This window comes from Cellulosimicrobium sp. E-16, assembly GCF_049913115.1.
GTDB lineage: Bacteria > Actinomycetota > Actinomycetes > Actinomycetales > Cellulomonadaceae > Cellulosimicrobium.
Genome location: NZ_CP183974.1, coordinates 4,449,104 through 4,472,726 on the forward strand (window position 1 = coordinate 4,449,104; position 23,623 = coordinate 4,472,726).

The 23,623-nt window shown below is 73.6% G+C and carries 20 protein-coding genes and 1 riboswitch; of the genes, 12 read left to right on the forward strand and 8 right to left on the reverse strand.

The features are described 5' to 3' along the window. Window positions 1–18 precede the first annotated feature (18 nt). Genes ACN9MS_RS19550 through ACN9MS_RS19565 form a run of 4 tightly spaced genes read left to right on the forward strand, consistent with a single transcriptional unit; the run spans window position 19 to window position 4,077 of the window. Window positions 19–1,212 (forward strand): sensor histidine kinase, encoded by a 1,194-nt coding sequence (locus ACN9MS_RS19550; protein WP_426310043.1) that lies wholly within the window; start codon window positions 19–21, stop codon window positions 1,210–1,212. Next, window positions 1,209–2,114: a LytR/AlgR family response regulator transcription factor gene (locus ACN9MS_RS19555; protein ID WP_426310044.1), complete on the forward strand. Its 906-nt coding sequence runs from the start codon at window positions 1,209–1,211 to the stop codon at window positions 2,112–2,114. The genes ACN9MS_RS19550 and ACN9MS_RS19555 overlap by 4 nt, the downstream gene beginning before the upstream one ends. After that, complete coding sequence (locus ACN9MS_RS19560; RefSeq protein ID WP_426310045.1) at window positions 2,111–2,557, forward strand: heavy metal transporter; 447 nt, start codon at window positions 2,111–2,113, stop codon at window positions 2,555–2,557. The genes ACN9MS_RS19555 and ACN9MS_RS19560 overlap by 4 nt, the downstream gene beginning before the upstream one ends. Further along, a complete protein-coding gene (locus ACN9MS_RS19565) occupies window positions 2,554–4,077 on the forward strand; it encodes a cation acetate symporter (protein ID WP_426310046.1) in 1,524 nt (507 codons plus the stop codon). Before ACN9MS_RS19560 ends, ACN9MS_RS19565 begins: the two co-directional genes overlap by 4 nt. Before the next feature lie 69 nt (window positions 4,078–4,146). Here the strand turns inward: ACN9MS_RS19565 and ACN9MS_RS19570 are convergent, their stop codons facing one another. After that, window positions 4,147–4,410, reverse strand: a complete 264-nt coding sequence (locus tag ACN9MS_RS19570; protein ID WP_426310047.1) for a hypothetical protein — start codon at window positions 4,408–4,410, stop codon at window positions 4,147–4,149. Between the two features lie 148 nt (window positions 4,411–4,558). Further along, a riboswitch (SAM riboswitch) is annotated at window positions 4,559–4,661 on the forward strand. Window positions 4,662–4,824: 163 nt separating this feature from the next. Between ACN9MS_RS19570 and ACN9MS_RS19575 the strand changes: the two genes are divergently transcribed. From ACN9MS_RS19575 to ACN9MS_RS19585, 3 genes are all read left to right on the forward strand, one after another. Continuing rightward, window positions 4,825–5,820 (forward strand): methylenetetrahydrofolate reductase, encoded by a 996-nt coding sequence (locus ACN9MS_RS19575; protein WP_426311936.1) that lies wholly within the window; start codon window positions 4,825–4,827, stop codon window positions 5,818–5,820. A gap of 32 nt (window positions 5,821–5,852) precedes the next feature. After that, window positions 5,853–8,351, forward strand: a complete 2,499-nt coding sequence (metE, locus tag ACN9MS_RS19580) for a 5-methyltetrahydropteroyltriglutamate--homocysteine S-methyltransferase (RefSeq protein ID WP_426310048.1) — start codon at window positions 5,853–5,855, stop codon at window positions 8,349–8,351. A 149-nt stretch (window positions 8,352–8,500) separates the two neighbouring features. After that, complete coding sequence (locus ACN9MS_RS19585; RefSeq protein ID WP_426310049.1) at window positions 8,501–9,955, forward strand: ATP-binding protein; 1,455 nt, start codon at window positions 8,501–8,503, stop codon at window positions 9,953–9,955. A gap of 84 nt (window positions 9,956–10,039) precedes the next feature. On the opposite strand, the gene ACN9MS_RS19590 is transcribed toward ACN9MS_RS19585, so the two are convergent. Together ACN9MS_RS19590 and ACN9MS_RS19595 are read right to left on the reverse strand one after the other, a co-directional pair. After that, window positions 10,040–10,273 carry a hypothetical protein gene (locus ACN9MS_RS19590; RefSeq protein WP_378230060.1) on the reverse strand — a complete coding sequence of 78 codons (234 nt, stop codon included), beginning with the start codon at window positions 10,271–10,273 and terminating at the stop codon, window positions 10,040–10,042. Between the two features lie 20 nt (window positions 10,274–10,293). Next, window positions 10,294–10,542 (reverse strand): DUF2630 family protein, encoded by a 249-nt coding sequence (locus tag ACN9MS_RS19595; RefSeq protein WP_426310050.1) that lies wholly within the window; start codon window positions 10,540–10,542, stop codon window positions 10,294–10,296. Window positions 10,543–10,634: 92 nt separating this feature from the next. Here ACN9MS_RS19595 and ACN9MS_RS19600 point away from each other — a divergent pair, with 92 nt between their 5' ends. Continuing rightward, on the forward strand, window positions 10,635–11,033 hold the full coding sequence (locus tag ACN9MS_RS19600; RefSeq protein WP_426310051.1) for a VOC family protein: 399 nt from the start codon (window positions 10,635–10,637) through the stop codon (window positions 11,031–11,033). A 3-nt stretch (window positions 11,034–11,036) separates the two neighbouring features. Here ACN9MS_RS19600 and atpC read toward each other — a convergent pair whose 3' ends face one another. Continuing rightward, window positions 11,037–11,351, reverse strand: coding sequence for an ATP synthase F1 subunit epsilon (gene atpC / locus ACN9MS_RS19605; protein ID WP_052877342.1), 315 nt, complete (start codon window positions 11,349–11,351; stop codon window positions 11,037–11,039). Between the two features lie 682 nt (window positions 11,352–12,033). Between atpC and ACN9MS_RS19610 the strand changes: the two genes are divergently transcribed. Next, window positions 12,034–12,540 carry an FBP domain-containing protein gene (locus tag ACN9MS_RS19610; protein WP_426310052.1) on the forward strand — a complete coding sequence of 169 codons (507 nt, stop codon included), beginning with the start codon at window positions 12,034–12,036 and terminating at the stop codon, window positions 12,538–12,540. 12 nt (window positions 12,541–12,552) lie between these two features. Here ACN9MS_RS19610 and ACN9MS_RS19615 read toward each other — a convergent pair whose 3' ends face one another. Next, complete coding sequence (locus tag ACN9MS_RS19615) at window positions 12,553–14,751, reverse strand: MMPL family transporter (RefSeq protein WP_426310053.1); 2,199 nt, start codon at window positions 14,749–14,751, stop codon at window positions 12,553–12,555. A gap of 255 nt (window positions 14,752–15,006) precedes the next feature. After that, window positions 15,007–18,330 (reverse strand): family 16 glycoside hydrolase, encoded by a 3,324-nt coding sequence (locus ACN9MS_RS19620; RefSeq protein ID WP_426310054.1) that lies wholly within the window; start codon window positions 18,328–18,330, stop codon window positions 15,007–15,009. 167 nt (window positions 18,331–18,497) lie between these two features. On the opposite strand from ACN9MS_RS19620, the gene ACN9MS_RS19625 reads away from it, so the two are divergent. The 3 genes from ACN9MS_RS19625 (at window position 18,498) to ACN9MS_RS19635 (ending at window position 21,802) form a co-directional block, all read left to right on the forward strand. Further along, window positions 18,498–19,448 (forward strand): PhzF family phenazine biosynthesis protein, encoded by a 951-nt coding sequence (locus tag ACN9MS_RS19625; protein WP_426310055.1) that lies wholly within the window; start codon window positions 18,498–18,500, stop codon window positions 19,446–19,448. Between the two features lie 120 nt (window positions 19,449–19,568). Beyond that, window positions 19,569–20,906, forward strand: coding sequence for an MFS transporter (locus ACN9MS_RS19630; RefSeq protein ID WP_426310056.1), 1,338 nt, complete (start codon window positions 19,569–19,571; stop codon window positions 20,904–20,906). Between the two features lie 98 nt (window positions 20,907–21,004). Further along, window positions 21,005–21,802, forward strand: a complete 798-nt coding sequence (locus ACN9MS_RS19635) for an alpha/beta hydrolase (RefSeq protein WP_426310057.1) — start codon at window positions 21,005–21,007, stop codon at window positions 21,800–21,802. Between the two features lie 61 nt (window positions 21,803–21,863). Here the strand turns inward: ACN9MS_RS19635 and ACN9MS_RS19640 are convergent, their stop codons facing one another. Both ACN9MS_RS19640 and ACN9MS_RS19645 read right to left on the reverse strand, forming a co-directional pair. Continuing rightward, window positions 21,864–22,850, reverse strand: a complete 987-nt coding sequence (locus ACN9MS_RS19640; RefSeq protein ID WP_426310058.1) for a sugar phosphate isomerase/epimerase family protein — start codon at window positions 22,848–22,850, stop codon at window positions 21,864–21,866. A gap of 378 nt (window positions 22,851–23,228) precedes the next feature. After that, on the reverse strand, window positions 23,229–23,621 hold the full coding sequence (locus ACN9MS_RS19645) for a nuclear transport factor 2 family protein (RefSeq protein WP_426310059.1): 393 nt from the start codon (window positions 23,619–23,621) through the stop codon (window positions 23,229–23,231). Window positions 23,622–23,623 lie beyond the last annotated feature (2 nt).

Genomic DNA, 23,623 nt, shown 5'->3' on the forward strand with positions numbered 1-23,623 from the left:
GCTGGTTACGATCGCTGCATGTCCGGGCCCGTGTTCGCCGGCGCCGTCGCCGGTCTCGTCGTGGGCGTGCTGCTCACCCTCGGGCTCGTGCTCGCCTGGCGGCTCGCGCGCGGGTCGCGCGAGCTCGGGAGCGACTCGGACCGCGCCACGTTCCGCACCCTGCACCTCGCGTCGCGCGCCGCGACGCACCTGCGGGGCGGGCTCGACGGCGACGACGTCGGCCGGGCCGCCCGCTCGCTGCGCCAGCTCCTCGGCGCGGACGCGCTCGCCGTCGTCACCGCCGAGGGCGCGGTCGCGCTCGACGGCAGCACGACCCTCGAGCCCGACGCGCGCCGGGTCGCCGAGCGCGTGCTGGCCACCGGCCGGCGGCACGTCGAGAGCGGGGCCACCGGGCACGAGGGTGGCGACGTCGCGGACGCCGTCGGGGCCCCGGTCGTCGCGGGCGGTCGCGTCGCGGGCGTCGTCGTCGCGTTCGCGGGCACGGTCCGCCCCCCGCTCGTGCGCGCGACGGGCGAGGTCGCGCAGTGGTGCTCCGCGCAGCTCGAGCTCGGCGAGCTGGAGGCGTCGCGCACCGCGCTCGCGCAGGCCGAGCTGCGCGCGCTGCGCGCCCAGATCAGCCCGCACTTCGTCTACAACGCGCTCGGCGCCATCGCGTCGTTCATCAGCACGGACCCGGAGCGGGCGCGCGACCTCGTGCTCGACTTCGCCGACTTCACGCGCTACTCGTTCCGGGGCCGCGGCGACTTCACCACCCTCGCGGACGAGCTGCGCTCCATCCACTCGTACGTCGAGCTCGAGCGCGCCCGGTTCGGCGAGCGCCTCGCCGTGACCCTCCAGATCGCGCCCGAGTCGCTGACGACCGTCATCCCGTTCCTGTCGGTGCAGCCGCTCGTCGAGAACGCGGTCCGGCACGGCCTGGAGCCCCGGGAGCGCGGCGGGACGATCGTCATCACCGCGCGCGACGAGGGCACCCAGACGGAGATCACCGTCGAGGACGACGGCGTCGGCATGGACCCCACCGTCGTGCGCGAGCTCCTCACGTCCCGCGGGAGCGAGCACGTGGGCCTGCGCAACGTCGACCGGCGCGTCCGCCAGCTCTACGGCGACGACCACGCGCTCGACATCGAGACCGCGCCCGGCTCCGGCACGCTCGTGCGCCTGCGCGTGCCGCGGTCCCAGCCCTTGCACGAGACGGAGGTGAGCGTGCCATGACCGGAACCGACCCGACACCCGGACGGACCCCGGGACGGACGCCCGATCAGCCGCCGACCCCCGGCTCCGAGACCAGGGACCCAGGCACCGACGTCGGTCTCGACGTGCTCGTCGCCGACGACGAGCGCCCCGTGCTCGACGAGCTCGTCGCCCTGCTGCGGCGCGACCCGCGCGTGCGGACAGTGCTCGGGGTCGCGACCGGCTCGGAGGCGCTGCGCGAGCTCTCCTCGCGCACGGTCGACGCGGCGTTCCTCGACATCCACATGCCCGGACTGACCGGCCTCGACCTCGCCCGCGCGCTCTCGCGCTTCGCCGACCGGCCCGCCGTCGTGTTCGTCACGGCCGACGAGGCCCGCGCGCTCGAGGCGTTCGACGTGGAGGCGGTCGACTACGTGCTCAAGCCCGTGCGCCGCGAGCGCCTGACGCGCGCCGTCGACCGGGTCGTGGAGCGCGTCGCGGACCGCGCGGGCCGCGCCGGCGGGGCCGCGCCGGACGCCGGGTCGACGCCCGCGAGCGCCGCTCCCCCGGCCGTGGGGTCCGGCGCGGGGTCCGAGGTGCCGGAGGACGAGACCCTCGTCGTGACGGTCGGGACGACGACGCGCCTCGTCCGCCGCAGCGCGGTGCGGTGGGTGCAGGCGCAGGGCGACTACTCGCGGCTCGTGACGGACACCGAGCAGTTCCTCGTGCGCGAGCCGTTGTCCGACCTGGAGGAGCGGTGGGCCTCGGCCGGGTTCCTGCGCGTCCACCGGTCGTACCTCGTGGACCGGGCCGCCGTGACCGCGGCGCGGTTCGGCGGGGCGCAGCCCGCGCTCGTCGTCGCGGGCCACGAGGTCCCCGTGAGCCGCCGCATGGTCCCGGCGGTGCGCGAGGCGCTGCTCGGCCCGCACCGGGGACCGTCGTGAGCGACACCGGCCCGACCCCGCCCGCCGAGCGCGTGCGCGTCCGGTCGACGGACGCGCGAACCGACGCCGGGCCGCCGTCGGGCACCCCGCGAGGTCGCCCCGAGGAGCCGGACGACGACGTGGCCCACTACACGCGCGGCCTCGTCCGGGCGCAGCTCCGCCTCGGGCTCGCCTGCGTGGTCTCGTTCCTCGCCGTCGTCGCGCTGCTCACGGTGACGATGAGCGCGGTGCCCGCGCTGGACGCCGTGGTGATCCTCGGCGTCCCGCTCCCCTGGCTCGTGCACGCGTACGGCTTCTACCCCGTGATCGTCGCGTTCGCGGTCGTGTTCGCCGTCGCGGCGGCGCGCAACGAGCGCCGGTACCGCGCCCTCGCCGAGGGATCGGTCGGGCCCGCCGAGGCCGGCCCGGACGAGGCAGTCCCCCACGAGGCGGACGCCCCGTGAGCGCGCTGCCCCTCGTCGCGATCGGTCTGCTCCTGCTCGCGACCGGCCTCATCGGGTTCTACGGCCTGCGCATCTCCCGCACCACGAGCGACTTCTTCGTCGCGTCGCGCACGGTGCGCCCGGTGTGGAACGCGTCGGCGATCAGCGGCGAGTACCTGTCCGCGGGCACGTTCCTCGGCCTCTCGGGGCTCGTGCTGCTCTCCGGCGCCGAGGCGTTCTGGTTCCCCGTCGGGTACGCGGCCGGCTACCTGCTCGTCCTGCTGTTCGTCGCCGGCCCGCTGCGCCGCAGCGGCGCGTACACGATCCCCGACTTCGTCCACGCCCGCCTCGACTCCGTCGTCGCACGCCGCGTCACGAGCGTCCTCGTGCTCGTCATCGGGTGGCTCTACGTGGTGCCGCAGCTCCATGGCGCGGCGCTCGTCATCACGAGCGTCGCGCCCGTCCCGCCGTGGGTCGGGTCGGTCGGGATCGCGGTCGTCGTGAGCGCGGTCGTCGCGGCGGGCGGCATGCGCTCCATCACGTTCGTCCAGGCGTTCCAGTTCTGGGTCAAGCTCACGGCGCTCGCACTGCCCCTCGTGTTCGTGCTCATGGCGCTGGGCGGCGCGTTCGAGCCGGGTGGCGCCACCGTGACCTTCGACCCCGCGGCGGTCTTCCCGCACGACGCCGGCCCCGGCGGCCTCGACGCGTACGCGACCGTGTCGCTCCTGCTCGCGCTGCTGCTCGGCACGACCGGCCTGCCGCACGTCCTCGTGCGCTTCTACACCTCGCCCGACGGCGGCTCGGCCCGCCGGACGACCGTCGTCGTGCTCGTGATGATCAGCGTGTTCTACATGGTGTCCAGCACGCTCGGGCTCGTCGCGCGGGTCGTCGCACCCGACCTCGCCGCGCCCGGCGTCGCCGACACCGTCGTCCTCACGCTGCCGACCCGCCTCGTGCCCGGGCTCGGCGGCGAGCTGCTCGCGGCCCTCGTCGTCGCCGGCGCGTTCGCGGCGTTCCTCGGCACGTCGTCGGGGCTGGTCGTGGCGCTCGCGGGCGTCGTGAGCCAGGACCTGTTCGGCGGGACCGTGCGGTCGTTCCGGTGGTCGGCGGTCGCGTGCACGCTCATCCCGCTCGCGTTCGCGCTCGTCACCATCCCGCAGGGCCTCGTGACGAGCGTCGGCACGGTGTTCGTGTTCGCCGCCTCCGCGCTGTCGCCGGTGATCCTGCTCGGCGTGTGGTGGCGCGGCCTCACCGCGCGCGGCGCGGTGGCGGGGATGGTCGTGGGGTCCGTCCTGTGCGCGACGGCGCTGCTCGCGTCGTCCGCGCTCGTCGCCGCCGGCTACGGGGCCGGCACGTCCGGCACGACGGCGGAGGGCATCCCCGGCGTCGTGCGCGCCCTGCTCGCCCAGCCCGCGGCGTGGACGATCCCGCTCGCGACGGCGACCGTCGTCGTCGTGTCCCTGCTCGACCGCCACGGCCCACCGCTGCGCACCGACCGGTTCCTCCGACGCCTGCACGTCCCGGAGCTCCGGCGCCGTTGACGACGGTGCGGGGCCTGAGATATTTAGCGTAGAAAGCGTGAGATCTGTAGCGCAGGGGCTCTGACCTGGTCAGATCCAGCGCGCGCCGATCTCGTCGTGGAGCTGCTGCGTCTTCTGCACGCGGAGCACGCCGTCCTCGACCGCGGCGTCCAGCCCGACCTCCCGCGCGATCGCGACGATCGCGTCGCGCTGCTCCGGGTGGTCGTCGGCGTCGCCACCGTCCCACAGCTCGAGCCACCGGTCGGTCGGGTCGTCGCTGCCGCAGTCGGCCCACACCCGGCAGATCCGGTCGAGCTCGTCCTGGGTCATGGGGCGGGTCGGGGTGGCGTACACGGCGGGCTCCTGGGTGGGACAGGGTCAGAGGGCGGTCGGGTCCCACCCTAGGTGCGCGCCCCTCGCGTCGACCGCTCGGCACGGACCACGGCACATCTCACCTGGCGGGCACGCTCGACCGCATGTCGGATGGGCCGTAGGATCGTGGCAACCATCCAGAGCGGTCGAGAGTCCTGGCTCGACGACACCGCAGCAACCCGCCGACGGAAGCCTCCCGAGGACAAAGGTGCTAACGCCAGGGTCGATGGAGCGACTAATGGTCTCAGAGGCATCCTTCGCGCACCGTCAGGGCAGCCCGTGCCCGACGGCGGTCGCGCACGCACGCACCCCGGTCGGGACGACGCCGTGAGCGTCGCGGACGCCGTCGGGCAGGCGCACGGCGGCGCGGCCCGTCCGACGGTCTCGTTCGAGCTCATGCCCCCGCGCCGCCCGGACGCGGCGCCGAAGTTCTGGGAGACGGCACGCCGTCTCGTCGCGACCCACCCCGACTTCGTGTCCGTGACGTACGGGGCGGCCGGCACCGACCGCGCGACCGCGCGCCAGGTCGTCGGTCGCCTGCTCCAGGGCACGCCCGTGCTGCCGATCGCGCACCTCACGTGCGTCGGTGCGTCGCGCGAGGACGTCGAGGAAGTCATCAACGACTTCCTCGACGAGGGCGTGCGCAGCTTCCTCGCGCTGCGGGGCGACCCGCCGCGCGACCAGCCGGACTGGCAGCCCGCGCCCGACGGCGTGCGGTCGTCGACCGAGCTCGTCGCGCTGCTGCGCGAGGTCGAGGCGTCGCGCTGCGCGTCCGACCCGGCCGCCGCCCTGCGTGGCGCCGCCCGCCCGCTGACGATCGCCGTCGCGACGTTCTGCGACGGCAACCCCGCCGCCGGCACCACACGGAGCCAGGAGGTGCGCCGCCTGTGGCAGAAGCAGCAGGCCGGCGCGAGCTTCGCGATCACGCAGCTCTTCTACGACGCGTCGTCGTACACCGACTTCGTCGCCGAGGCCCGCGCGGCCGGCGTGACGATCCCCATCCTCGCCGGGCTGCTGCCCACGACGGAGCCCGCGCGGCTCCGCCGCGTCGAGGAGCTCACGGGCGTGCGCGCGCCCCAGCACCTGCTGGACGCGCTCGACGCCCTGCCCGACCCGGAGGCGCAGCACGCCTACGGGATCGCGTACACCGTGGACCTCGCGCAGCGCGTCCTCGACGCGGGCACGCCCGGTCTGCACGTGTACACGTTCAACAAGCACCGCGCCGCTCTTGACCTGCTCGAGGGTGTCCACCTCGGCGGCGGGTCGCGCGGGACCGGGGGCAGCACCAGCGCTGCCGCCGCCCCGCTCGTCCCGGACCTGGCCAGCGGGCCGTGGGTCACCGGCACCTCCCTGCCCACGACGAGCGCCGCCACGCACGGCACGCCCGTCTGACCGGTCCTCCGGACCAGCAAGAGGTTTCGATCATGGCCACTTCCGTACCCTCCCCTACCCAGATTCAGGTCGGCTTCCCCGCGGGCACCGTGCTCGGCTACCCGCGCATCGGGCGTCGTCGTGAGCTCAAGAAGGCCGTCGAGGCGTTCTGGGCCGGCAAGACGTCGGCCGAGGAGCTCGAGGCCACGGCCCGCGAGCTGCGCCTCGCGACCGTCCGCCGGCTCGTCGACCTCGGCCTCGGCGCCGACGACGCGTCCGTCCCCGGGTCGTTCTCCTTCTACGACCAGGTGCTCGACGCCGCGGTCCTCCTCGGGGCGGTCCCGTCGCGGTTCGCGTCGCTCACCGACGACGCCGGGCGCCTCGACCTCGCGGGCTACTTCACCGTGGCGCGCGGCCAGGGTGACGACGCTCCGCTCGAGATGACCAAGTGGTTCGACACGAACTACCACTACCTCGTGCCCGAGATCGGCCCGGACACCCCGATCCGGTTCGTCGACGACCGCGTCGTGCGCGAGTTCGTCGAGGCGAAGGAGGCCGGCGTCGTGACGCGGCCCGTCGTCGTCGGGCCCGTGACGTTCCTCGCGCTGTCCAAGGCCGCCGACGACGCCCCCGCCGGGTACTCGCCTCTCGACCGCCTGGACGACGTCGTCGCCGCCTACGCCGAACTGCTGCGCGCGCTCGCCGCCGCGGGCGCGCCGTGGGTGCAGCTCGACGAGCCGATCCTCGTCACCGACTCGGTCGACGTGCCGTTCGCCGACCTCGCCGCCGCGGTGGAGTCGGCGTACCGCGCCCTCGCGACCGACCTCCGCCCCGTGCCGAACCCGGGGTCTGCGCCGGACTCGTCCGCGGACCCGGCCGCGAACCCGGGTTCGGCGCAGGACGCGCGGCCCGCGATCCTCGTCGCCGCGCCGTTCGGCGCGCTCCAGGCCAGTGCCGAGACCGCCGGTGGAGCGGCCCGGGACGGGCTTGCGCTCCTCGCGGGCACCGACGTCGACGCGATCGCGATCGACCTCGTCAAGGGCGCCGTCCCTACGGCGGCCGACGGCGGCGTCCCCGGCCTCGCCGGCAAGACGCTCGTCGCGGGCGTGATCGACGGGCACAACGTGTGGCGCGCGGACCTCGCAGCGAAGCTCGAGGTCGTCGACGCCGTCGAGGGACTGGGTGCCGGCGCGGTCTCGGTCGGCACGTCGACGTCGCTGCTGCACGTGCCGCACGACGTCGAGGACGAGACGTTCGCCGAGCCGGGCACCACGTCAGGCACGACGCTCGACCCGCGCCTGCGCGACTGGCTCGCGTTCGCGGACCAGAAGGTCGGCGAGGTCGCGACGCTCGCCCGCGCGCTCACCAAGGGTCGCGACGCCGTCGCGGCGGAGATCGAGGCGTCCCGCGCGGCCGTGGCGTCGCGCGTCGAGGCGAGCGGCGTCGTCGTGCCCGCGGTGCGCGAGCGTGCCGCCGCGCTGACCGACGCGGACTTCGCCCGCGGCGACTACGCCGAGCGCGCGGCCGCGCAGCACGAGCGCCTGAACCTGCCGCCGCTGCCGACGACGACCATCGGGTCGTTCCCGCAGACCCCGGAGATCCGCCGCGCCCGTGCGCAGTGGACCAGGGGCGACCTCTCCGACGCGGACTACACGGTCGCGATGCGCGAGGAGATCGCGCGCGTCGTCGCGCTCCAGGAGGAGCTGGGCCTCGACGTGCTCGTGCACGGCGAGCCCGAGCGCAACGACATGGTCCAGTACTTCGCCGAGCACCTCGACGGGTTCGCCGTCACCGCGAACGGCTGGGTGCAGTCGTACGGGTCGCGCTGCGTGCGCCCGCCGATCCTGTGGGGCGACGTCACGCGCCCGGAGCCCATCACGGTCGAGTGGTCCGCGTACACGGCGTCGCTCACGGAGAAGCCGGTCAAGGGCATGCTCACCGGACCGGTGACGATCCTCGCGTGGTCGTTCGTGCGCGACGACCAGCCGCTCGGCGACACCGCGAACCAGGTGGGCCTCGCACTGCGCGACGAGATCGCGGACCTGGAGGCCGCGGGCATCGGGATCGTGCAGGTCGACGAGCCCGCGCTGCGCGAGCTGCTGCCGCTGCGCAAGGACGACCAGCCCGCGTACCTCGACTGGTCGGTCGGCTCGTTCCGGCTCGCGACGTCGGGCGTGGAGGCGGCGACGCAGATCCACACGCACCTGTGCTACTCGGAGTTCGGCGAGGTCATCGGCGCGATCGACGGCCTCGACGCCGACGTGACGTCGGTCGAGGCGGCGCGCTCGCGCATGGAGATCGTGCCGGAGCTGCGCGACGCCGGGTACGCGCGCGGCATCGGGCCGGGCGTCTACGACATCCACAGCCCGCGCGTCCCCTCCGCGGAGGAGGTCACGGAGCTGCTCGAGCTCGCCGTGAAGTCGATCGACCCGAAGGTCGTCTGGGTCAACCCCGACTGCGGGCTCAAGACGCGCCGTTACGAGGAGACCGTGCCGTCGCTCGAGCACCTCGTCGCCGCAGCGAGGGCGGTCCGCGCGAGCCTCGCGAGGTAGTACCGCAGTCCGCGAGGTAGTACCGGGGTCCTGACCCCGGTACTACCTCGGCCCGCGGCGCCGTGAGCGACGGCTCACAGCACGCCCGAGCCACCGCACGAGGCCCTTTCGCGATTCCATTAACAGACATGCGATGTATGCTTCACGGTATGTCTGCTACCTTCAATGAAGGTTTGGTCCGCCGTGCGACGAGCACGAACGCTCTCCGGTCGCATCTGGATGCCGTGGTCGACCACGGGACCGGACGGATCGTTGCACTGCGCGGGCGAAGGCAGGTCGGCAAGTCCACCCTGGTCGGACAGTTCGTGGAGTCGGTCGAGGTGCCGTCCGTCTACGTCCCCGGCATCTACGGGTCGTCGTTGCGACGCCAGCTCGACGACGCCACCCGGGCGATCATCGAGTCTCGCCGGCCGCTGCCGGACGCCGAGCTCTTGACCCAGACACCTGCCGTCTCGTGGCGGGAGTGGCTCGGACGCCTCGCCGTCGCGGCACGTTCAGGACCCGTGATCGCCGTCCTCGACGAGTTCCCGTGGATGGTCGACGGCGATCCGTCCCTCGAGGGCGAGCTGCAGGCCCAGTGGGATCGCACCCTGGAGAAGCTGCCGGTCCTGATGGTCCTCATCGGCTCCGACGTGGCGATGATGGAACAGCTCGCGTCGCACGGTCGCCCTCTCTTCGGGCGACTGCGACCGTGCGCCGTGGCATCGCTCGACCCGGCCGAGGTGGCGTCGGCACTCCCTGGTCGCAGCGCGTTCGACGCCTTCGAGGCCTACCTGGTCACCGGCGGGTACCCACGCCTCGTCACCGACCTCGCGAGGTCGGGGCTGAGCCCGGAGGAGTACGTCTGGGCCGCACTGGCCGACCCCTACAGCCCGCTCGTCACCACGGCGCGGCTGACGCTCGACGCCGAGTTCCCCGACGCACCCGCCGCGTACCGGGTGCTCGCGGCGATCGGCTCGGACGACACGGCGAACCCCGGGTTCAGCGACGTGCTCTCCGCGATCCAAGACTCCTCCGACCGCAAGGCGCTGGAGACCGCGACCACCCGGGCGCTCAAGAGCCTGACGGAGACGAAGTCGCTCGTCGAGCGCGAGGTCCCGGCCTGGGCCGCACCCACGGGCCGCCTCCGTCGCTACCGGGTCACGGATCCGTACCTGCGCTTCTGGTTCCGCTACGTCGAGCGGAGGGTGGAGCAGATCGCGCGCGGTCGGGAGGATCTTGCCATCACCGCGTTCGATCGCGACTGGGCGAGCTGGCGAGGACGAAGCATCGAACCGGTCGTCCGAGAGGCGCTCACCCGCCTCTCGCGGTCCGACGAGCGGCTGGCAGAGGTCGAGACGGTGCGTCCGTGGTGGACCCGGGACGGCAGCGTCGAGATCGACGTGGTCGCCATGACACGCGATCGCTCGTCGCTGATCGGCTCCATCAAATGGCGGCGGGAGCGCGGCGTGTCGCCCCGGGAGGTCGCCGCGCTGCACTCCGTCCGTGACCGGGTCCCGCGCTCGGCTGACGCGCGGATCGTCGCCATCAGCCCGTCGGGCGAGACTCCCACCGGCGCCGACCTCGCCTTCAGCGCAGACGATCTGCTGGGCGCCTGGGCGTAGACGACGGGACGGGGCGCGCCGCGGCGGTCGCGACTCCGGAGGCTCCCGCACGGCGCCGCATGACGCCGCGCGGGAGCGGGCCGGTCAGCGCTCCGCGGCGCCCGACATCGGGAGTGCGAACGCGAGCGTCGAGGCGGCGAGGCCGCCGACGAAGAGCCACACGCCGCCGTCCACGCCCGACATGCCCGAGCCCATGAGCACGAGCCCGCCCACGAACAACGCGAAGGCGACGACGAACCGGGCGACCGCGCCCGCGCGGTCCGCGACGTCGCGCCCCTCGGTGCCGGTGGGGATCTGCTGCGTGTCCTGCGTGCTCACAAGGGCTCCTTCGGTGCGGGTCAGTCCAGGTACCCCTCCACGGTACCGGGGTCGCGCACGGTCGCGGCATCCGGGTCGCTCCCGAACTCGCGGGCCGCGTCGCGCTGGCGCAGCAGGTCCCAGCACTGGTCGAGCTCGACCTCGATCGCGCGGAGCCGCTCGTGCTCCTGCCCCCCGGTGATCTCCCCCTGCGCGAACTGTTCGCGGAGCTCGCGCTCCTGCGCCACGAGGTCGCTGATCGTCCTGCGGATGCCGCCGTCGGTCGCCATGCGTCCACGGTATGCCCGACGGCGCACGTGCGCCCCGGGAGGTCGGGCGTCGGGCGGGCGGGGACGTCGGCGGCACGGCCTAGGCTCGCCGCATGACGACGACGATCGGCCGCACGGTCATGCTCTGCCGTGACCTCGACGCGAGCGCCGCATTCTGGTCGGACGGGTTCGGGTTCGGGACGCTGTTCCGCGGCGAGACCGAGGGGTTCCCGCTGCTGCACGTCGGACCCGGCCGCGTCGACGAGCCCGGGCTGTGGCTCGTCCCGCTCCCCGACGGCGGCGCGCCCCTCGTGCGCCACGGGCTGCCGAACCTCGTGCTCTACGTCGACGACCTCGATGCGATCCTCGCCCGGCTGGCCGACGTGGGGGTCGAGCCGTTCGTCGGCCCCGACGCCGACGCCGAGTCCGGGGACCGGTTCGCGCACGTCAACGACCCCGACGGGCACCGGATCGTCGTCGTGCAGCTCGGTCCGGTGGTCGACCCCGCGTAGGGACTAGCGGGCCTGCACCCAGGTCGCGTCGTCGGCGAGGATCGTCACCTCGTCGTCGTCGACCACGACGAAGCCGCCGCCGATGCGCAGCTCCGCCGTCGGGCGGTCGGGCGTGCGCAGCCGCACCCGCCCCGCCTTGAGCGTCGCCGCGACGGGCTGGTGCCGGGCGAGGATCCCCAAGGTCCCGGACACCGACGGCACCGTGACGCTGCGCGCCGGGCCCGACCAGAACACCCCGGACGGCACCACCACCTCGACGGACACCAGGCGCTCCCCCACGGGTGCGGCGGTCTCGGACGGTGACGGCGCGACAGGCACGGAGGATCCTCCTCGACGACGGGTGGCGGAGCCTCCGAGTCTCGCGCCCGGCAGAGCCCGGACCCGTCGTCTTTCGTCCCGTTCCGGGCGCCGGAGGTCACCCGGGCGCGACACGCGATGCCGAACCCGGGGTCGCTCCCCACGCGGAGCGCATCCTGAGGAGGAACCCCGGGTTCGGCGGCTGGACGTCGCCGCGCGAGCGGAATCACGTTGACGGCGGCGGTGTGCGAGGCGCACCATCGAGGGTGACGGTTGCCGAGGGCAGCCGTTCGTCGTGCCGGACGGGCACGACCACGGATCAGGTCGCGCCGGACGGCGCACCGAACGGGACGAGGAGACGCGGATGCACGGCACCGCAGGCTGCGAGGTGGCCATGGCGGCCTGCTCGGGCGCCCTCCCCTCCCGCACCGTCACCCGCTGAGCCGTTCAGCGGGACGCCGACCCGGCGCCCCGCCCCGTCGAGCGCTGGGCATTCGTCGTCATTTCCCCGACGACAGATGACCCGCGCTCAGCAGGTCTTGGCGACGGCGGTCGCGGGCACGCCGTCATCCCCACCCTCCCCGCTCGGCCGAGCGGCGCCGTCGTGCGCCATGGCGACCCTGCGTCGTCGTGAGCCGACCGCCTGCGCCGCGGCACGCCGTCGGGCAGGGTGGGACCGTACCGACACGGAAGCCCTGAACCCATGATTCCCCTGACCGAGAAGCAGATCCGCGCGTCGTTCGTCAACGCCTCCAAGCGCGAGGCCGCACAGGCGACCCTCCCCGACCTCGACGCGCTCGACTGGGACCGCCTCGACTACCTCGGGTGGCGCGACCGCAAGGCGCCGCTGCTCGCGTACGCCGTCGTCGTGGTCGACGGCGAGCCGCGCGGCGTCCTGCTGCGCTCCACCGACGCCAAGACGGGCGGCATGCGCAAGCGCGCCGTCTGCGCGTGGTGCGAGGACGTCGTCGTGACGGACGACGTCAGCCTCTACGTCGCGCGGCGTGCCGGCGCCGCCGGACGCCGCGGCAACACCGTCGGCACCCTCATCTGCACGCAGTTCCTGTGCTCGCAGAACGTGCGGCGTGCCCCGACCCGCACCGAGATCGGCGACGACGAGTCGATGCGCGAGCTGTTCGTCGAGCTCCGCGTCGACGGCCTCCGCGAGCGCTCCGCCCGCTTCGTCACCGAGGTCATGCGCGACGCCTGACGCACCACGGCTCTACCTCGGCCCAGCAGAGACCCGCCCCGCCCCCGCGGAGGTCTCGGCGGAAGCCAGACCCGCGTCGTCCGACCGCCCGCCACTCCCCGGCCACCAGTTCCACCGCCCGAGGAGCGTCATCGTCGCGGGGAGCAGGAGCCCGCGGACGACGGTCACGTCGAGCAGCACGGCGACGGCCATGCCGACGCCGACCTCCTTCATCGCGACGAGCTCGCCCGCCGCGAAGCCGAGGAACACGATGCCGATGGCGACGGCCGCCGTCGTGACGACCGGGCCGGTCGCGGTGATGCCGCGGAGCACGGCCCGGTCGTTCGCGGCGCGGGGGTCCTCGCCGGGCGTGCGGGCGCGCCACTCCTCGGCCGTCCGCGCGAGGAGGAACACCTCGTAGTCGGTGGACAGGCCGAACACGAGCATGCCGATGAGCAGGGGCGTCGTGACGTCGAGCGCACCCCACGGCTCGAACCCGAGCAGCGAGGCGCCGACGCCGTGCTGGAACACCGAGACGAGCACGCCGAGCGTCGCGGCGAGCGTGAGCAGGTTGAGCACGAGCGCCTTGAGCGGCACGACGAGCGAGCCGGTGAGCAGGAAGAGGAGCGCGAACGTCGCGAGCACGACGACGCCCGCAGCGAGCGGGAGGCGCTGCGCGAGGTGCTCCTGGGTGTCGACGACCTCGGCGGCCGGGCCGGCGACGTGCACGTCGAGGCCAGCGGTGTCGATCGCGCGGATCGCGCGCAGCAGCTCCTGGGCCTCGGCGGCGGTCGCGTCGCCGCCCTCGCCGACGTCGGGCGTGACGTCGACGACGAGGACCTCGGGCGGGTAGTCGGTGTCCTGCATCGCGTCCTCGACGCCGGGCAGGGCCGCGACCTGGTCGAGGTAGGCGGAGGCGGCCTCGTCGCCGCGGGGTGCCTCGACGAGCACCGTGATCGGGGTGACGCCGAGGTCGGCGAAGCGCGAGGTGGACGCGTCGGCGGCGAGGCGCGCCTCGGCGTCGGCGGGCAGGGAGTGGACCTCGGAGCTGCCGAGCGTCATCGAGCCGAGCGGCGCGGCGAGCGCGAGGAGGAGGGCCGTCGCGCCGAGCGTGACGAGCACGGCGTGCCGCTGCGCGGTGCGGGCGAGGCGGCCGAGCGTCCCGGCGCCGCCGCGCCCGGTCCACGGGTGCGACCAGGTGCGGGCGCCCGGGGCGGGGATGGCGCGGTGCCAGGTCGCGACGAGCGCGGGCACGAGCGTGAGCCCCGCGGCGGTCGCGACGAGCACGACGATCGCGCCTCCGACGGCCATGCCCGAGAGCAGCGAGTCGCCGAGCAGGAGCAGGCCGGTGAGGGCGATCGCGACGGCGAGCCCCGACGCGAGCACGGCACGCCCGGCGGTCGCGAGGGTGCGCCCGACGAGCTCGTCGAGGGGGAGGCCCGGGTTCTCGGCGCGCTCCTCGCGGAAGCGCGCCAGGACGAGCAGGGAGTAGTCGACCGTGAGCCCGAGGCCGAGCAGCGTCACGACGTTCACGGCGAACTCGTTGACGGGCACGATCCCCAGGAGGCCGCTGAGCACGAGCAACGCGACCGCGATGGCGGCGAGCGCGGACAGCAGCGGCACCAGGCCCGCGCGCAGGCCACCGAGGACGACGACGAGCACGACGAGGAGGACGGCGATCGCCACGCCCTCGCCCACGGCGGCGTCGGTGATCGCCTGGTCGACGAACGCCTCCTCGGCGAGCAGCGCCCCGCCGACGAGGACCTCGGGGGTGTCGATGGTGTGGAGCGCGTCGGCGACCTGGTGCGCGAGGGCCAGCGCCTCGTCGTCGGACAGCGCGGGGTCGAGCTCGACGATGACGAGGGAGCCCTGGCCGTCGTCGGCGATGAGGCCGCCGCCCGTGTAGGCGTCGAACAGCTCGACGACGCCCGGCGTCGCGCGGATGCCGTGCATGACCTCGCTCGCCTGGGCGATCAGGTCCGTGGAGAAGTAGTCGCGCCCTGAGAGGACGGCGACGACGGTCTCGCCCTCGGGCTCGAGCTCGTCGAGGCGCTCGGCCGCGAGGGCGGAGGCGCTGCCGGGCGGTGCGGGCTCGACGTCGGTCGTCTTGTCGAAGACGGCGCCGCCGAGCACCGCGCCGAGGACGAGGAGGACGGCCCAGACGCCGAGGACGACGGCGCGACGTCGCGCGGCGAACCGTCCGGTCCGGTGCAGGAGGCGTCCGAGCGCCATGGGCTGTCCTCCTCGTCGAGGAACGTCGTGCGGGAGTCGTGCGAGGCCCCGCGGGAGCGAGGACGTGAGGTGAGCACCCTACGCGAGGGTGGGAGCGCCGTCGGACCACGCTCCGCCCGTGCGAGGGGCGCGCCTCGGGTTCACCGAGATGGAGAAAGAGGGTGAGACGGGACGGGCGGAGACGGCTCGTGCTGCCGCCCCCGCCCGGTCCGTCCCGGGGCGGACGGCTCACGCCGCCCGCCCCGGGGTCTCACGTCAGCCGCAGCTCGCGGCCTCGTAGGCGACGTCCGCCTGGAACGTCAGGTCGCCGCCCGTCGCCGCCACCTGGGCGGTGCCCGCGTCGACCGAGGCCGAGCGCGTCGCGAACGACTGGTACGCGGAGGCACCCGGCTGGACGCCGGTCACCGTCTTCGTCCCGAACGGCGTCGTCAGCGTGATGTCCGCCGGCACCGTGTCGTCGTTCGTGGCACGGACCGCGACGTAGACCTTGCCCGCCATGCAGCGGGTCTGGACCGTCGTCGAGATCGCGAGCTCCTCGACCGGCTCGTCGGTCAGCTCCTTGAACCGGATGTTCCGGTAGTTGACCATCTCGCCGTTGCCGTGGTTCTGGATCCCGATGAAGCTGTTCACCAGTCGCGCGGGGTCGGTGCTCGTGAAGTCGTTGACGAGCACGTCGTTGAGGTAGATGCGGATGCGGTCTCCCTCGACCCGGATGTCGTACGCGTTCCACTGCCCGACCGGCTTGAGGGCGGCGTCCCGGGCTGCCTCGTCGGCGCCCTGGAACGTGTAGACCGCGCCGGTGGTGCGGTCGTCGGCGTCCGTCGCGTCGATCTGGATCTCGTAGCCCTTGTTGACGGCCACCCACGGGTCGTCGCCCGGGTTCGGGAACCCGACGAACACGCCGCCGTTGTCGTCCTTCGTGAGCTTCCAGTCGAGCTTCAGGCTGTAGCTGTCACCGAGCTCCTGGTCGTACCAGAGCAGGCCCATGCCACCCGCACCGCGGATCGAGCAGTCGTCCTGGCGGCCGAAGCCACCCGGACCGGCCATGCGCCAGCCCTCCTGGAGGCTCGCGAGGGTGCCGTCGTAGATCGCGGTGTAGCCGTCCTCGACCTCACCCGGGCTGCAGATGTCCGGGTTCTCGCCGAGCGACAGGACGTCGATGTTGATGTTGCCCTCGTCGCCGGTCTCGTACGCGAGCGTGATGGTGTTCGTGCCGGCCTGGAGCTCGAGGTCGCGCGTCTGCACGCCCCAGTCCTTCCAGCTCCCGGTCGTGGGGAAGTTCCACTGACCGAGGTCCGCGCCGTTCACGTGGAGCGACACGTTCTTCGCCCGCAGCGTGGTGTACGGGTGGATGCCGTTGGCGTAGCGCACGTTGACCGGGTAGGTGCCCGCCTCGGGAACGGTCACGGAGAACGTGCGGCCGGCGCCGACGTTCGTCATGCCCGCAGCGAAGCCGGAGCCCGAGTAGTTGCTGTGGTCCGAGCCGATGCTCGAGCTGCCGAGGGGCTGCGCGAGCTCCGCCTCGTACCAGCCGCGGTCGGCCGGGGCGACGTATCCGGGGAGCGAGTTGAGCGTGTACCAGGCCTCGGTGCTGAGGAGCTCCGTGCCCTCCGCGGACGCGAACGGACGCGGCGAGCGGATGTAGACGACGTGGCCGGGCTTGAGACCGTCGATCTGCAGCGTGACGGTCGTGCGGTCCTCGGACACCGTGGCGTCGGTGACGAAGAGGGGCTCCTCGTCGACCTTCGGGCCGCCGTACTGCTGCGTCGGCACGTAGCGCCACTGCTTGACCTGGTACGCGTCGGCGAGCTTCTCGACGACCTCGTCGGACACCGGGTCGGTGTACTCGATCTCGAAGCCGCCCTCGACCACGCGCATCTCCTTCATGTCGAAGGAGTCCTCGTTCACGGGGACGAGCTTCTGGAGGCCGAACCGGAGCTTGCCGGACTCGCCCCAGTTGCCGCCCTCACCGGTGCCGCCGACGTAGATCGCGCCGTCGGGCCCGTAGATGGTGCGGTTGGCGCCGACCTCGAGGCCCGCGGTGTGGCGGAAGACCGCACCCTGGAACTCGCCGTCGACCTTCTCGAGGAACGCGCGCTGGATGCCGCCGTACGTGACGTCGCCGAGCAGCATCTGGCCGGCGAACTCGCCGTCCTGGACGAGGACCGGGTTGCCCGGGGAGTTGGCGATCTCGTTCTGCGGGAGCCACACGGCCGGCGGGGCGACGGGGTTCGCGTCGAACGGACCCGCCGGGTTCGTGTAGTGGTTGTAGAAGTTGTCCTGCTGAATGTGGATCAGCTTGTTCGACGGGAGCCAGGCGCCCTGGTTGTCCGTCGCGAAGATCTCGCCCTCCGGGCCGAAGCCGATGCCGTTCGGCGTGCGGAGGCCACCGGCGACGTACGTGACCTCGCCCGTCTCGCGGTCGATCTTGATCGACGTGCCGCGGTTGGCCGCCGGCTGCGGGTTGGTCGTCGCGCCGCCGTTGTTGATGGCGACGGAGAGGTTGACGTAGAAGTAGTCCTCGTCGTGGATCAGGCCGAACGCGAACTCGTGGAAGTTGCCGCCGTCGGGCCACTCCGCGATCTTCGTGTGCTGGTCGTAGAAGCCGTCACCGTCGGGGTCGGTGAGCTGCGTGAGCTGGTACCGCTCCGAGACGAAGATCGAGTCCTCGACGACCTCGATGCCCATCGGGTTGAGCAGCTCGTCCGCGACCTTGGTCACCGTGACGTCCTCGGGGCCGTCCGCGCCCACGACGCCGTCGAGGAAGTACACCTCGCCGGACACCGGGTCGGGTCGCCAGCCGCCGGAGCTGACCTCGCCCGTCGTCACGACGGCGAGCTTCTCGTCCGGCGTGAACGCCAGGCCCGAGACCTTGGGCTCGAAGCCCGCGGGGCGCAGGTCGACGAGGTCGTAGTTGGGGTTGACCGTGTCGAGGCGCAGGCCGTCGCCGGCCGTGTCGGTGGCGCCCTCGCAGTACTTGTAGCCGGGCGCGGTCACGCGCACGACGCCTGCCTCGGTGCTGAGCGCCGACGTCGGGATGGTCGTGAACGTCGAGCTGCCCGGCGTCTTCCACGCGAGCGTAAGGCGCTGCTTGTCGCTGCCCTCGTAGTAGTCGACCCGCAGGTCGTGCACACCCGCCGTGAGCGTCGCGCTGCCCTCGACGGAGGTCGAGTCGTTCGGGCCGTCGTTCTCGACGACGAGCTGGCCGTCGATGTACACGAGCGCGCCGTCGTCGTTGGTGACACGGAACTGGTACTGGCCGTCGGCGGGGACGTGCAGGTTCGCGCTCACCTGCGAGATGAAGTTGTCCTCCGCGCCGAACTGCTCGGCCGTCGACCAGTCGATGGTCGGCATGAGCTTGTCGACGTTGGGCGTCTGGCCGGACTTGAGGGTGCAGACGGCCCCGGGGTTCTGCGCGAGCTGGAAGGTGCGCAGCGTGACGCCGGGCTCCTGCTCGGGGAGATCTGCTGCGGCGGGGACGGCCCAGCCCGCGACGACCACGGCGCCGAGGGTGAGGGCGGCCGCGCCGCGTCGGTACCTGATCCGGCGGGATACCGGCAGGCTGGTGCGTTCGAGCATCGTTGCTCCTTACTCGGTCGGACTTCGAGTCCACGGAGCGTAACCCCTGCCTGGCTCCGTCGATGACAACGCTGGACAGGCTAGCCCTCGTTCTATCGATGTGTCTACAACTTCCGACTTACGATCGACAAAAGTGCTCTGGCCTGCCCGGACGTACGCTCAGAGGTATGAGCGCACGCCACGGCGACATCGCCGACAGCACCGCGTCCCGGCCGTTCGCGCAGGTCGACGTGTTCACCGAGGTCCCGACCCTCGGCAACCCCGTCGCGGTCGTGCTCGACGGCGACGGGCTCACGGACGAGCAGATGGCCGCGTTCGCCCGCTGGACGAACCTCTCGGAGACGACATTCCTCCTCCCGCCGACCGCGGAGGGGGCCGCCGGAGGCGCCGACTACCGCCTGCGAATCTTCACCCCCGCCGGCGAGCTCCCCTTCGCCGGGCACCCGACGCTCGGCTCGTGCCACGCGTGGCTCGAGGCGGGCGGCGCGCCCCGGGCGGGCGACGCCGTCGTGCAGGAGTGCGGCGTCGGCCTGGTGACGATCCGGCACGAGTCGCGGGGCGCCGGCGGGTCGGACGAGGAGTCCGACGGGGACCGCTCGGGCAGGCTCGCGTTCGCCGCGCCGGACCTGCTCGCCGACGAGCCGGTGCCGGCCGACGACCTCGCGGCGATCGTCGCCGCGCTGGGCGTGCCCGACGACGCCGTGCTCGACCACCGCGTCCTCGACAACGGGCCCGGGTGGCGCGTCGTGCTGCTCGACTCCGCCGACCGCGTCGCCGGGCTCGCACCCGACTGGTCACGCCTGCGCGTCGAGCACCCCGACCTCTCCGTGGGCGTCGCCGGGCTGTACGGGGACGACGGCGGACCCGACGGCGCCGCGGTCGAGGTCCGCGGGTTCGCGCTCGCGATGGGCATCCCGGAGGACCCGGTCACCGGGAGCCTCAACGCCGTCGTCGGGCAGTGGCTCGTGCGCGACGGCCGTCTCCCGGACCGCTACGTCGCCGCCCAGGGCGCGGCCCTCGGCCGGGCCGGCCGCGTGCACGTCGAGCGGGACGGCTCGGGGACGGTCTGGGTCGGCGGCGCGAGCGTCACCTGCGTCGCGGGGACCGTCCGGCTCTGAGGTCTGCCCCGGTGACGGCCCAGGTCCCGCGGCCGACCCCGGGGACACCGCCGGGTCCCGTGCCCGATCCCGGTGAAATCCACGGGCCCGGCGGGTCTCGGGCTCCGTAGACTGGGGCAAGTGTCAAGAACCCCACCTGTTTCCGGGTCCGACCGCGCCCTGACGGACCGCGCGGTCGTCGCGCGCGCCCGCTGGGCGCTCATGGTGCAGTTCGGGCTGTTCGGGGTCATCGGCGCGTCGTGGATGAGCCGCCTGCCCTCGGTCCGGGAGGCGCTCGGGATCAGCGCGAGCCAGCTCGGCCTGCTGCTCGTCGTCGGCGGCCTGGGGTCGCTCGTGTCCGTGGTGTCCGCGGGCGCCGTCGTGGCACGGTTCGGCAGCCGCACGACCCTCGTCGTCGCGACCGTGGGGAACGTGGTCGGGTTCGGGCTCGTCGCGCTCGGCACCGGCACGGGCGGCGTCGTCCTCTTCGCGGTCGGCGCGTTCCTCAACGGCGTGTGCGGCGCACTGACCAACGTGCCGATCAACATCTGCGCGGCGTCCGTCGAGCAGCACGTGGGGCGGGCGATCCTCCCCCACTTCCACGCCGCGTTCTCCATCGGCGCCGCGTGCGGCGCGCTCGTCGCGGCCGCGTTCTCGTGGGCGCACGTCGGCATCACCGCGCAGATCCTCGTCGTGACGCTCGCCGTCACGGTGGCGCGCGCCGTGCTCATCGCCCCCGCGACCGCGCTCGCGCCCGACCAGGTCGCCTCCGGCGCGCCTGCGTCGGCGGGCACCACGGACCTGGTCGACGGCGCCGCACCCGCGGCCGCGACCTCGCCCCGCCGTGGGGCCGGGGTCCGCGCCGCGCTCGCCGCGTGGCGCGAGCCGCGCACGCTGCTCATCGGGCTCGTGCTGCTCGCGTCGTCGCTGTCCGAAGGGTCGGCGGGCAACTGGCTCTCGATCGCCGTCGTCGACGGGTTCGAGGTGCGCGAGGCGCTCGGCGCCGTCGCGTACGGCACGTTCGTCGGCGCGATGACGGTGTTCCGCTTCGCCGGGACGGGTCTCATCGACCGCTTCGGGCGCGTGTCGGTGCTGCGCGCGTCAGGCGTCTCCGCGCTCGTCGGCCTGCTCGTCTTCGGCCTCGCGCCGAGCCTCCCGCTCGCGTGGGTCGGCATCGTGCTGTGGGGCTGCGGCGCCGCGCTCGCCAACCCCGTCGCCATCGCCGCTGCCTCCGACGACCCCGCCCACGCCGCGCCGCGCGTCGCCGTCGCGACGTCGTTCTCGACCGTCGCCATGCTCACCGCGCCGCCGCTGCTCGGCCTGCTCGTCGACCAGGTGGGGGCCCGCCACATGCTCCTGGTCATCTGCGCCGCGACCGTCCTGTCCCTCGCCGTGGCCGGCCAGGTGCGCCCGCTCCCCCACCCGGCGCCCCACCCCGCCACGACGACCCCCGCGGAGGACGCCGAGCCCGCGAGGTAGAGCGGTGGTCACGCGAGCGAGGACGGCGGTCCCGCGAGGGAGGACCACGGTCGTCCGCCTCGTCCGCGGTGCCCGGTCGCATGACCGAGAATCGACCCGTGGAGCTCGCCGAGAAGGTCACGGCGCTGCGGCGTGAGGCGCGCGAGCGCGCCCTGGTCCGGCCCCGGCAGCCGTTCGCGGGAACGATCCGGGACGAGACCCGGGACGGCGTCGCGATGCGCCGCTACGTCCCGGAGGCGCACGGCGCCGGCTCGGCGGTCGTGTTCCTGCACGGCGGGTACGGGCTGTTCGGGGACCTGGAGCTCCAGGACGCCTCGTGCCGGCGCATCGCGACCACGCTCGCGACCGTCGTCGTCTCGGTCGACTACCGGCTCGCGCCCGAGGGCACGCTCGTCGAGGCGGCCGACGACGCGCTCGTCGCGCTCGCGCTCCTCGGCGCGGAAGGGGTCGAGCGGCTGGCGCTGTTCGGCGACTCGGCGGGCGGGGCGGTCGCGGTCGCCGCCGCACACCGGGCGCACGGCACGCCGCTCGCCCCGGCGTGGCTGGCGCTCACCAACCCCAACCTCGACCTCACGCTCGGGTCGTTCGACCGGGACCGACCGGGCGGGCCCGACGCCGCGCTGTCCGCCGAGTCCTTCCGCGCGTGGGCGCGCGTGGAGGGCCTCGAGGACGCGCCGCGGCTCGACCTCGACGCGTCGCGGCTCCCGGCGACGTTCCTCGCGGTCGGCGACCAGGACGCGCTGCTCCCCGAGGCGCGGACGCTCGCCGCGTCGTGCGCGCGCGACGGCGTCCGCTGCCAGCTCGTCGAGGTGCCCGGCGCCAGCCACGGGTTCCTCGGCGGCGACGACGGGCCCGCGGTGCTCGCGGGTCTCCGGGCGTTCGTGCGCGACGTCTGACCGCGCACGCACGAGGGCCCCGCCCGCGCAGCCGCGGACGGGGCCCTCGAGGCCGGGTGCCTCAGCCGCGCAGGCCGAGGATCGACGTGTAGCTGCGCCGGGCGTTGCCGAACGAGTCGACCGGGTTCGGCGGGACGGCCGTCGTGGGGGCGTTGTCCTGCTCCCAGATGCCCCAGCGCGTCCCACGTGCCTTCGTCGCACGGAGGAACTCGCGGTAGGGCAGGTCGCCCGCGTCGAACTCGATGATGTCGAACCCGTTCGGGTTCGCCTCGTTGCGCGCGCCGTCCTTGAGGTGCAGGAGCGGGTAGCGGTGCGGGTTGTTGCGCACGTAGTCGATGGGCTCGAAGCCGGGGAAGCGGTACTGGCCCACGAAGGCCCAGTAGACGTCCATCTCGAGGAACACGGTGCGCGGGTCCGTGTTGTCGAAGAAGACGTCGTAGAGACGCACCTCGGGCTGGTCCGTCGCGAACGCGAACTCTCCCGCGTGGTTGTGCTGGTAGAGCTTGAGCCCTGCGGCGCTCGCCTGGGCGCCCCAGGCGTTGAACTCGTCCGCGGCGGCGCGGTACCCGTCGACCGTGTTGACGTTCGACGGGGCGTTGGCCGTGCCGACGTGCGGCATGCCGAGGATGTTGGCGATCTCGAGCTGGCGCGGGAGGTCGTTGCGCAGCGCGTTGATGCTGACGTGGGAGCCGACGGCGCGCAGCCCGTTGTCGTCGAGGAGCTGGCGGATCTCCTCCGGCGTGATCGCGCCGACCTGACCCTGCGTGTAGCCGGCGAACTCGATCTCGGAGTAGCCGATGTCGGCGAGCTGCTCGAACACCGTCCGGAACCCGAGGCTCGAGACCTTGTCACGGATCGAGTAGAGCTGGATGCCGATCTTGCCCGGGGGGACCAGGCGACCGTTGCCCGCGGCCGCGAGCGGCCCGGCCGCGGTGGGAGCGGGGGCGGCGTTGGCCACCGGGGCGACGGCGGCACCGAGGCCGACTGCCACGGTCGACGCCGCGAGCGCCTTGATCAGGCTGCGGCGCGTCATCTGAGACTTGCTCATCGTCTCTCCTTCGAGGGATGTGACGGTGCGGCTCGGGCGAGTCGCACCGCGGTGGTACAGGTCGGCAGCGAGTCAGCGGCACTCGGCGCTCGTCGTCGCCGACAGGTCCTCGGGCGGCCCGCTTCGTCGTCCGTCCTGGTCAGGGCCGAACAGCGCCCTGCGTCTGGTCCTCCTCGTCTCGTCCTCGAGCGAGTCCTCCGCACGTCGTCGTGCCGGAGGAGCGCGTCCAACGGTGTCGGGCGGGCTCTCACCTACCACCCGGTCGTCATCCTACGAAGCTTCTGTCGGGTGTCAATCAAAAGTCGAAAGTTCTTCGATGGGCGGTCTTCGGCGAGCCCGAGCACGCCGCACCCGGGCTGGGCCGCGGGCTCCCGTCGGTCACGTCCCGCCCGACCTGGCGGGGACGACCGCGGTGTGGACGCAGCGCCACGCGTCGCCGCGACGGACGAACGTGTCGACCGACCACTCCTCGTCGCGGAACGGCGTCCCCCGCCACGTGCCCGCGGAGACGCCGCGGGCGAGGGTGACCGCGACGTCGTCGTGCACGCTCACCGTGACGAGCTCCGACGACATCTCGGTGTGCACGAGCTCGCCCGACGCGACGACCGCGAGGAAGCCGTCGCGCGGCTGGGCGTTCCCGTCCGTCCCCACGACCACCCAGCCCGGGTCGACGAACGCGTCGATCGCGGCAGGGTCGTTCGCGACGAGCGCGTCGCCCCACGCGCGCAGCAGCGCCGCGAAGGCCGCGCGGGTCCTCGGGTCCTCGGTCATGA

Coding starts and splice junctions, on each gene's coding strand:
- ACN9MS_RS19550 (WP_426310043.1), top strand. CDS start 19: ATGTCCGGGCCCGTGTTCGCCGGCGCCGTCGCCGGTCTCGTCGTGGGC.
- ACN9MS_RS19555 (WP_426310044.1), top strand. CDS start 1,209: ATGACCGGAACCGACCCGACACCCGGACGGACCCCGGGACGGACGCCC.
- ACN9MS_RS19575 (WP_426311936.1), top strand. CDS start 4,825: ATGCCCCCGCGCCGCCCGGACGCGGCGCCGAAGTTCTGGGAGACGGCA.
- metE (WP_426310048.1), top strand. CDS start 5,853: ATGGCCACTTCCGTACCCTCCCCTACCCAGATTCAGGTCGGCTTCCCC.
- ACN9MS_RS19585 (WP_426310049.1), top strand. CDS start 8,501: ATGTCTGCTACCTTCAATGAAGGTTTGGTCCGCCGTGCGACGAGCACG.
- ACN9MS_RS19595 (WP_426310050.1), bottom strand. CDS start 10,542: ATGGCGACCGACGGCGGCATCCGCAGGACGATCAGCGACCTCGTGGCG.
- ACN9MS_RS19600 (WP_426310051.1), top strand. CDS start 10,635: ATGACGACGACGATCGGCCGCACGGTCATGCTCTGCCGTGACCTCGAC.
- ACN9MS_RS19610 (WP_426310052.1), top strand. CDS start 12,034: ATGATTCCCCTGACCGAGAAGCAGATCCGCGCGTCGTTCGTCAACGCC.
- ACN9MS_RS19615 (WP_426310053.1), bottom strand. CDS start 14,751: ATGGCGCTCGGACGCCTCCTGCACCGGACCGGACGGTTCGCCGCGCGA.
- ACN9MS_RS19620 (WP_426310054.1), bottom strand. CDS start 18,330: ATGCTCGAACGCACCAGCCTGCCGGTATCCCGCCGGATCAGGTACCGA.
- ACN9MS_RS19625 (WP_426310055.1), top strand. CDS start 18,498: ATGAGCGCACGCCACGGCGACATCGCCGACAGCACCGCGTCCCGGCCG.
- ACN9MS_RS19640 (WP_426310058.1), bottom strand. CDS start 22,850: ATGAGCAAGTCTCAGATGACGCGCCGCAGCCTGATCAAGGCGCTCGCG.
- ACN9MS_RS19645 (WP_426310059.1), bottom strand. CDS start 23,621: ATGACCGAGGACCCGAGGACCCGCGCGGCCTTCGCGGCGCTGCTGCGC.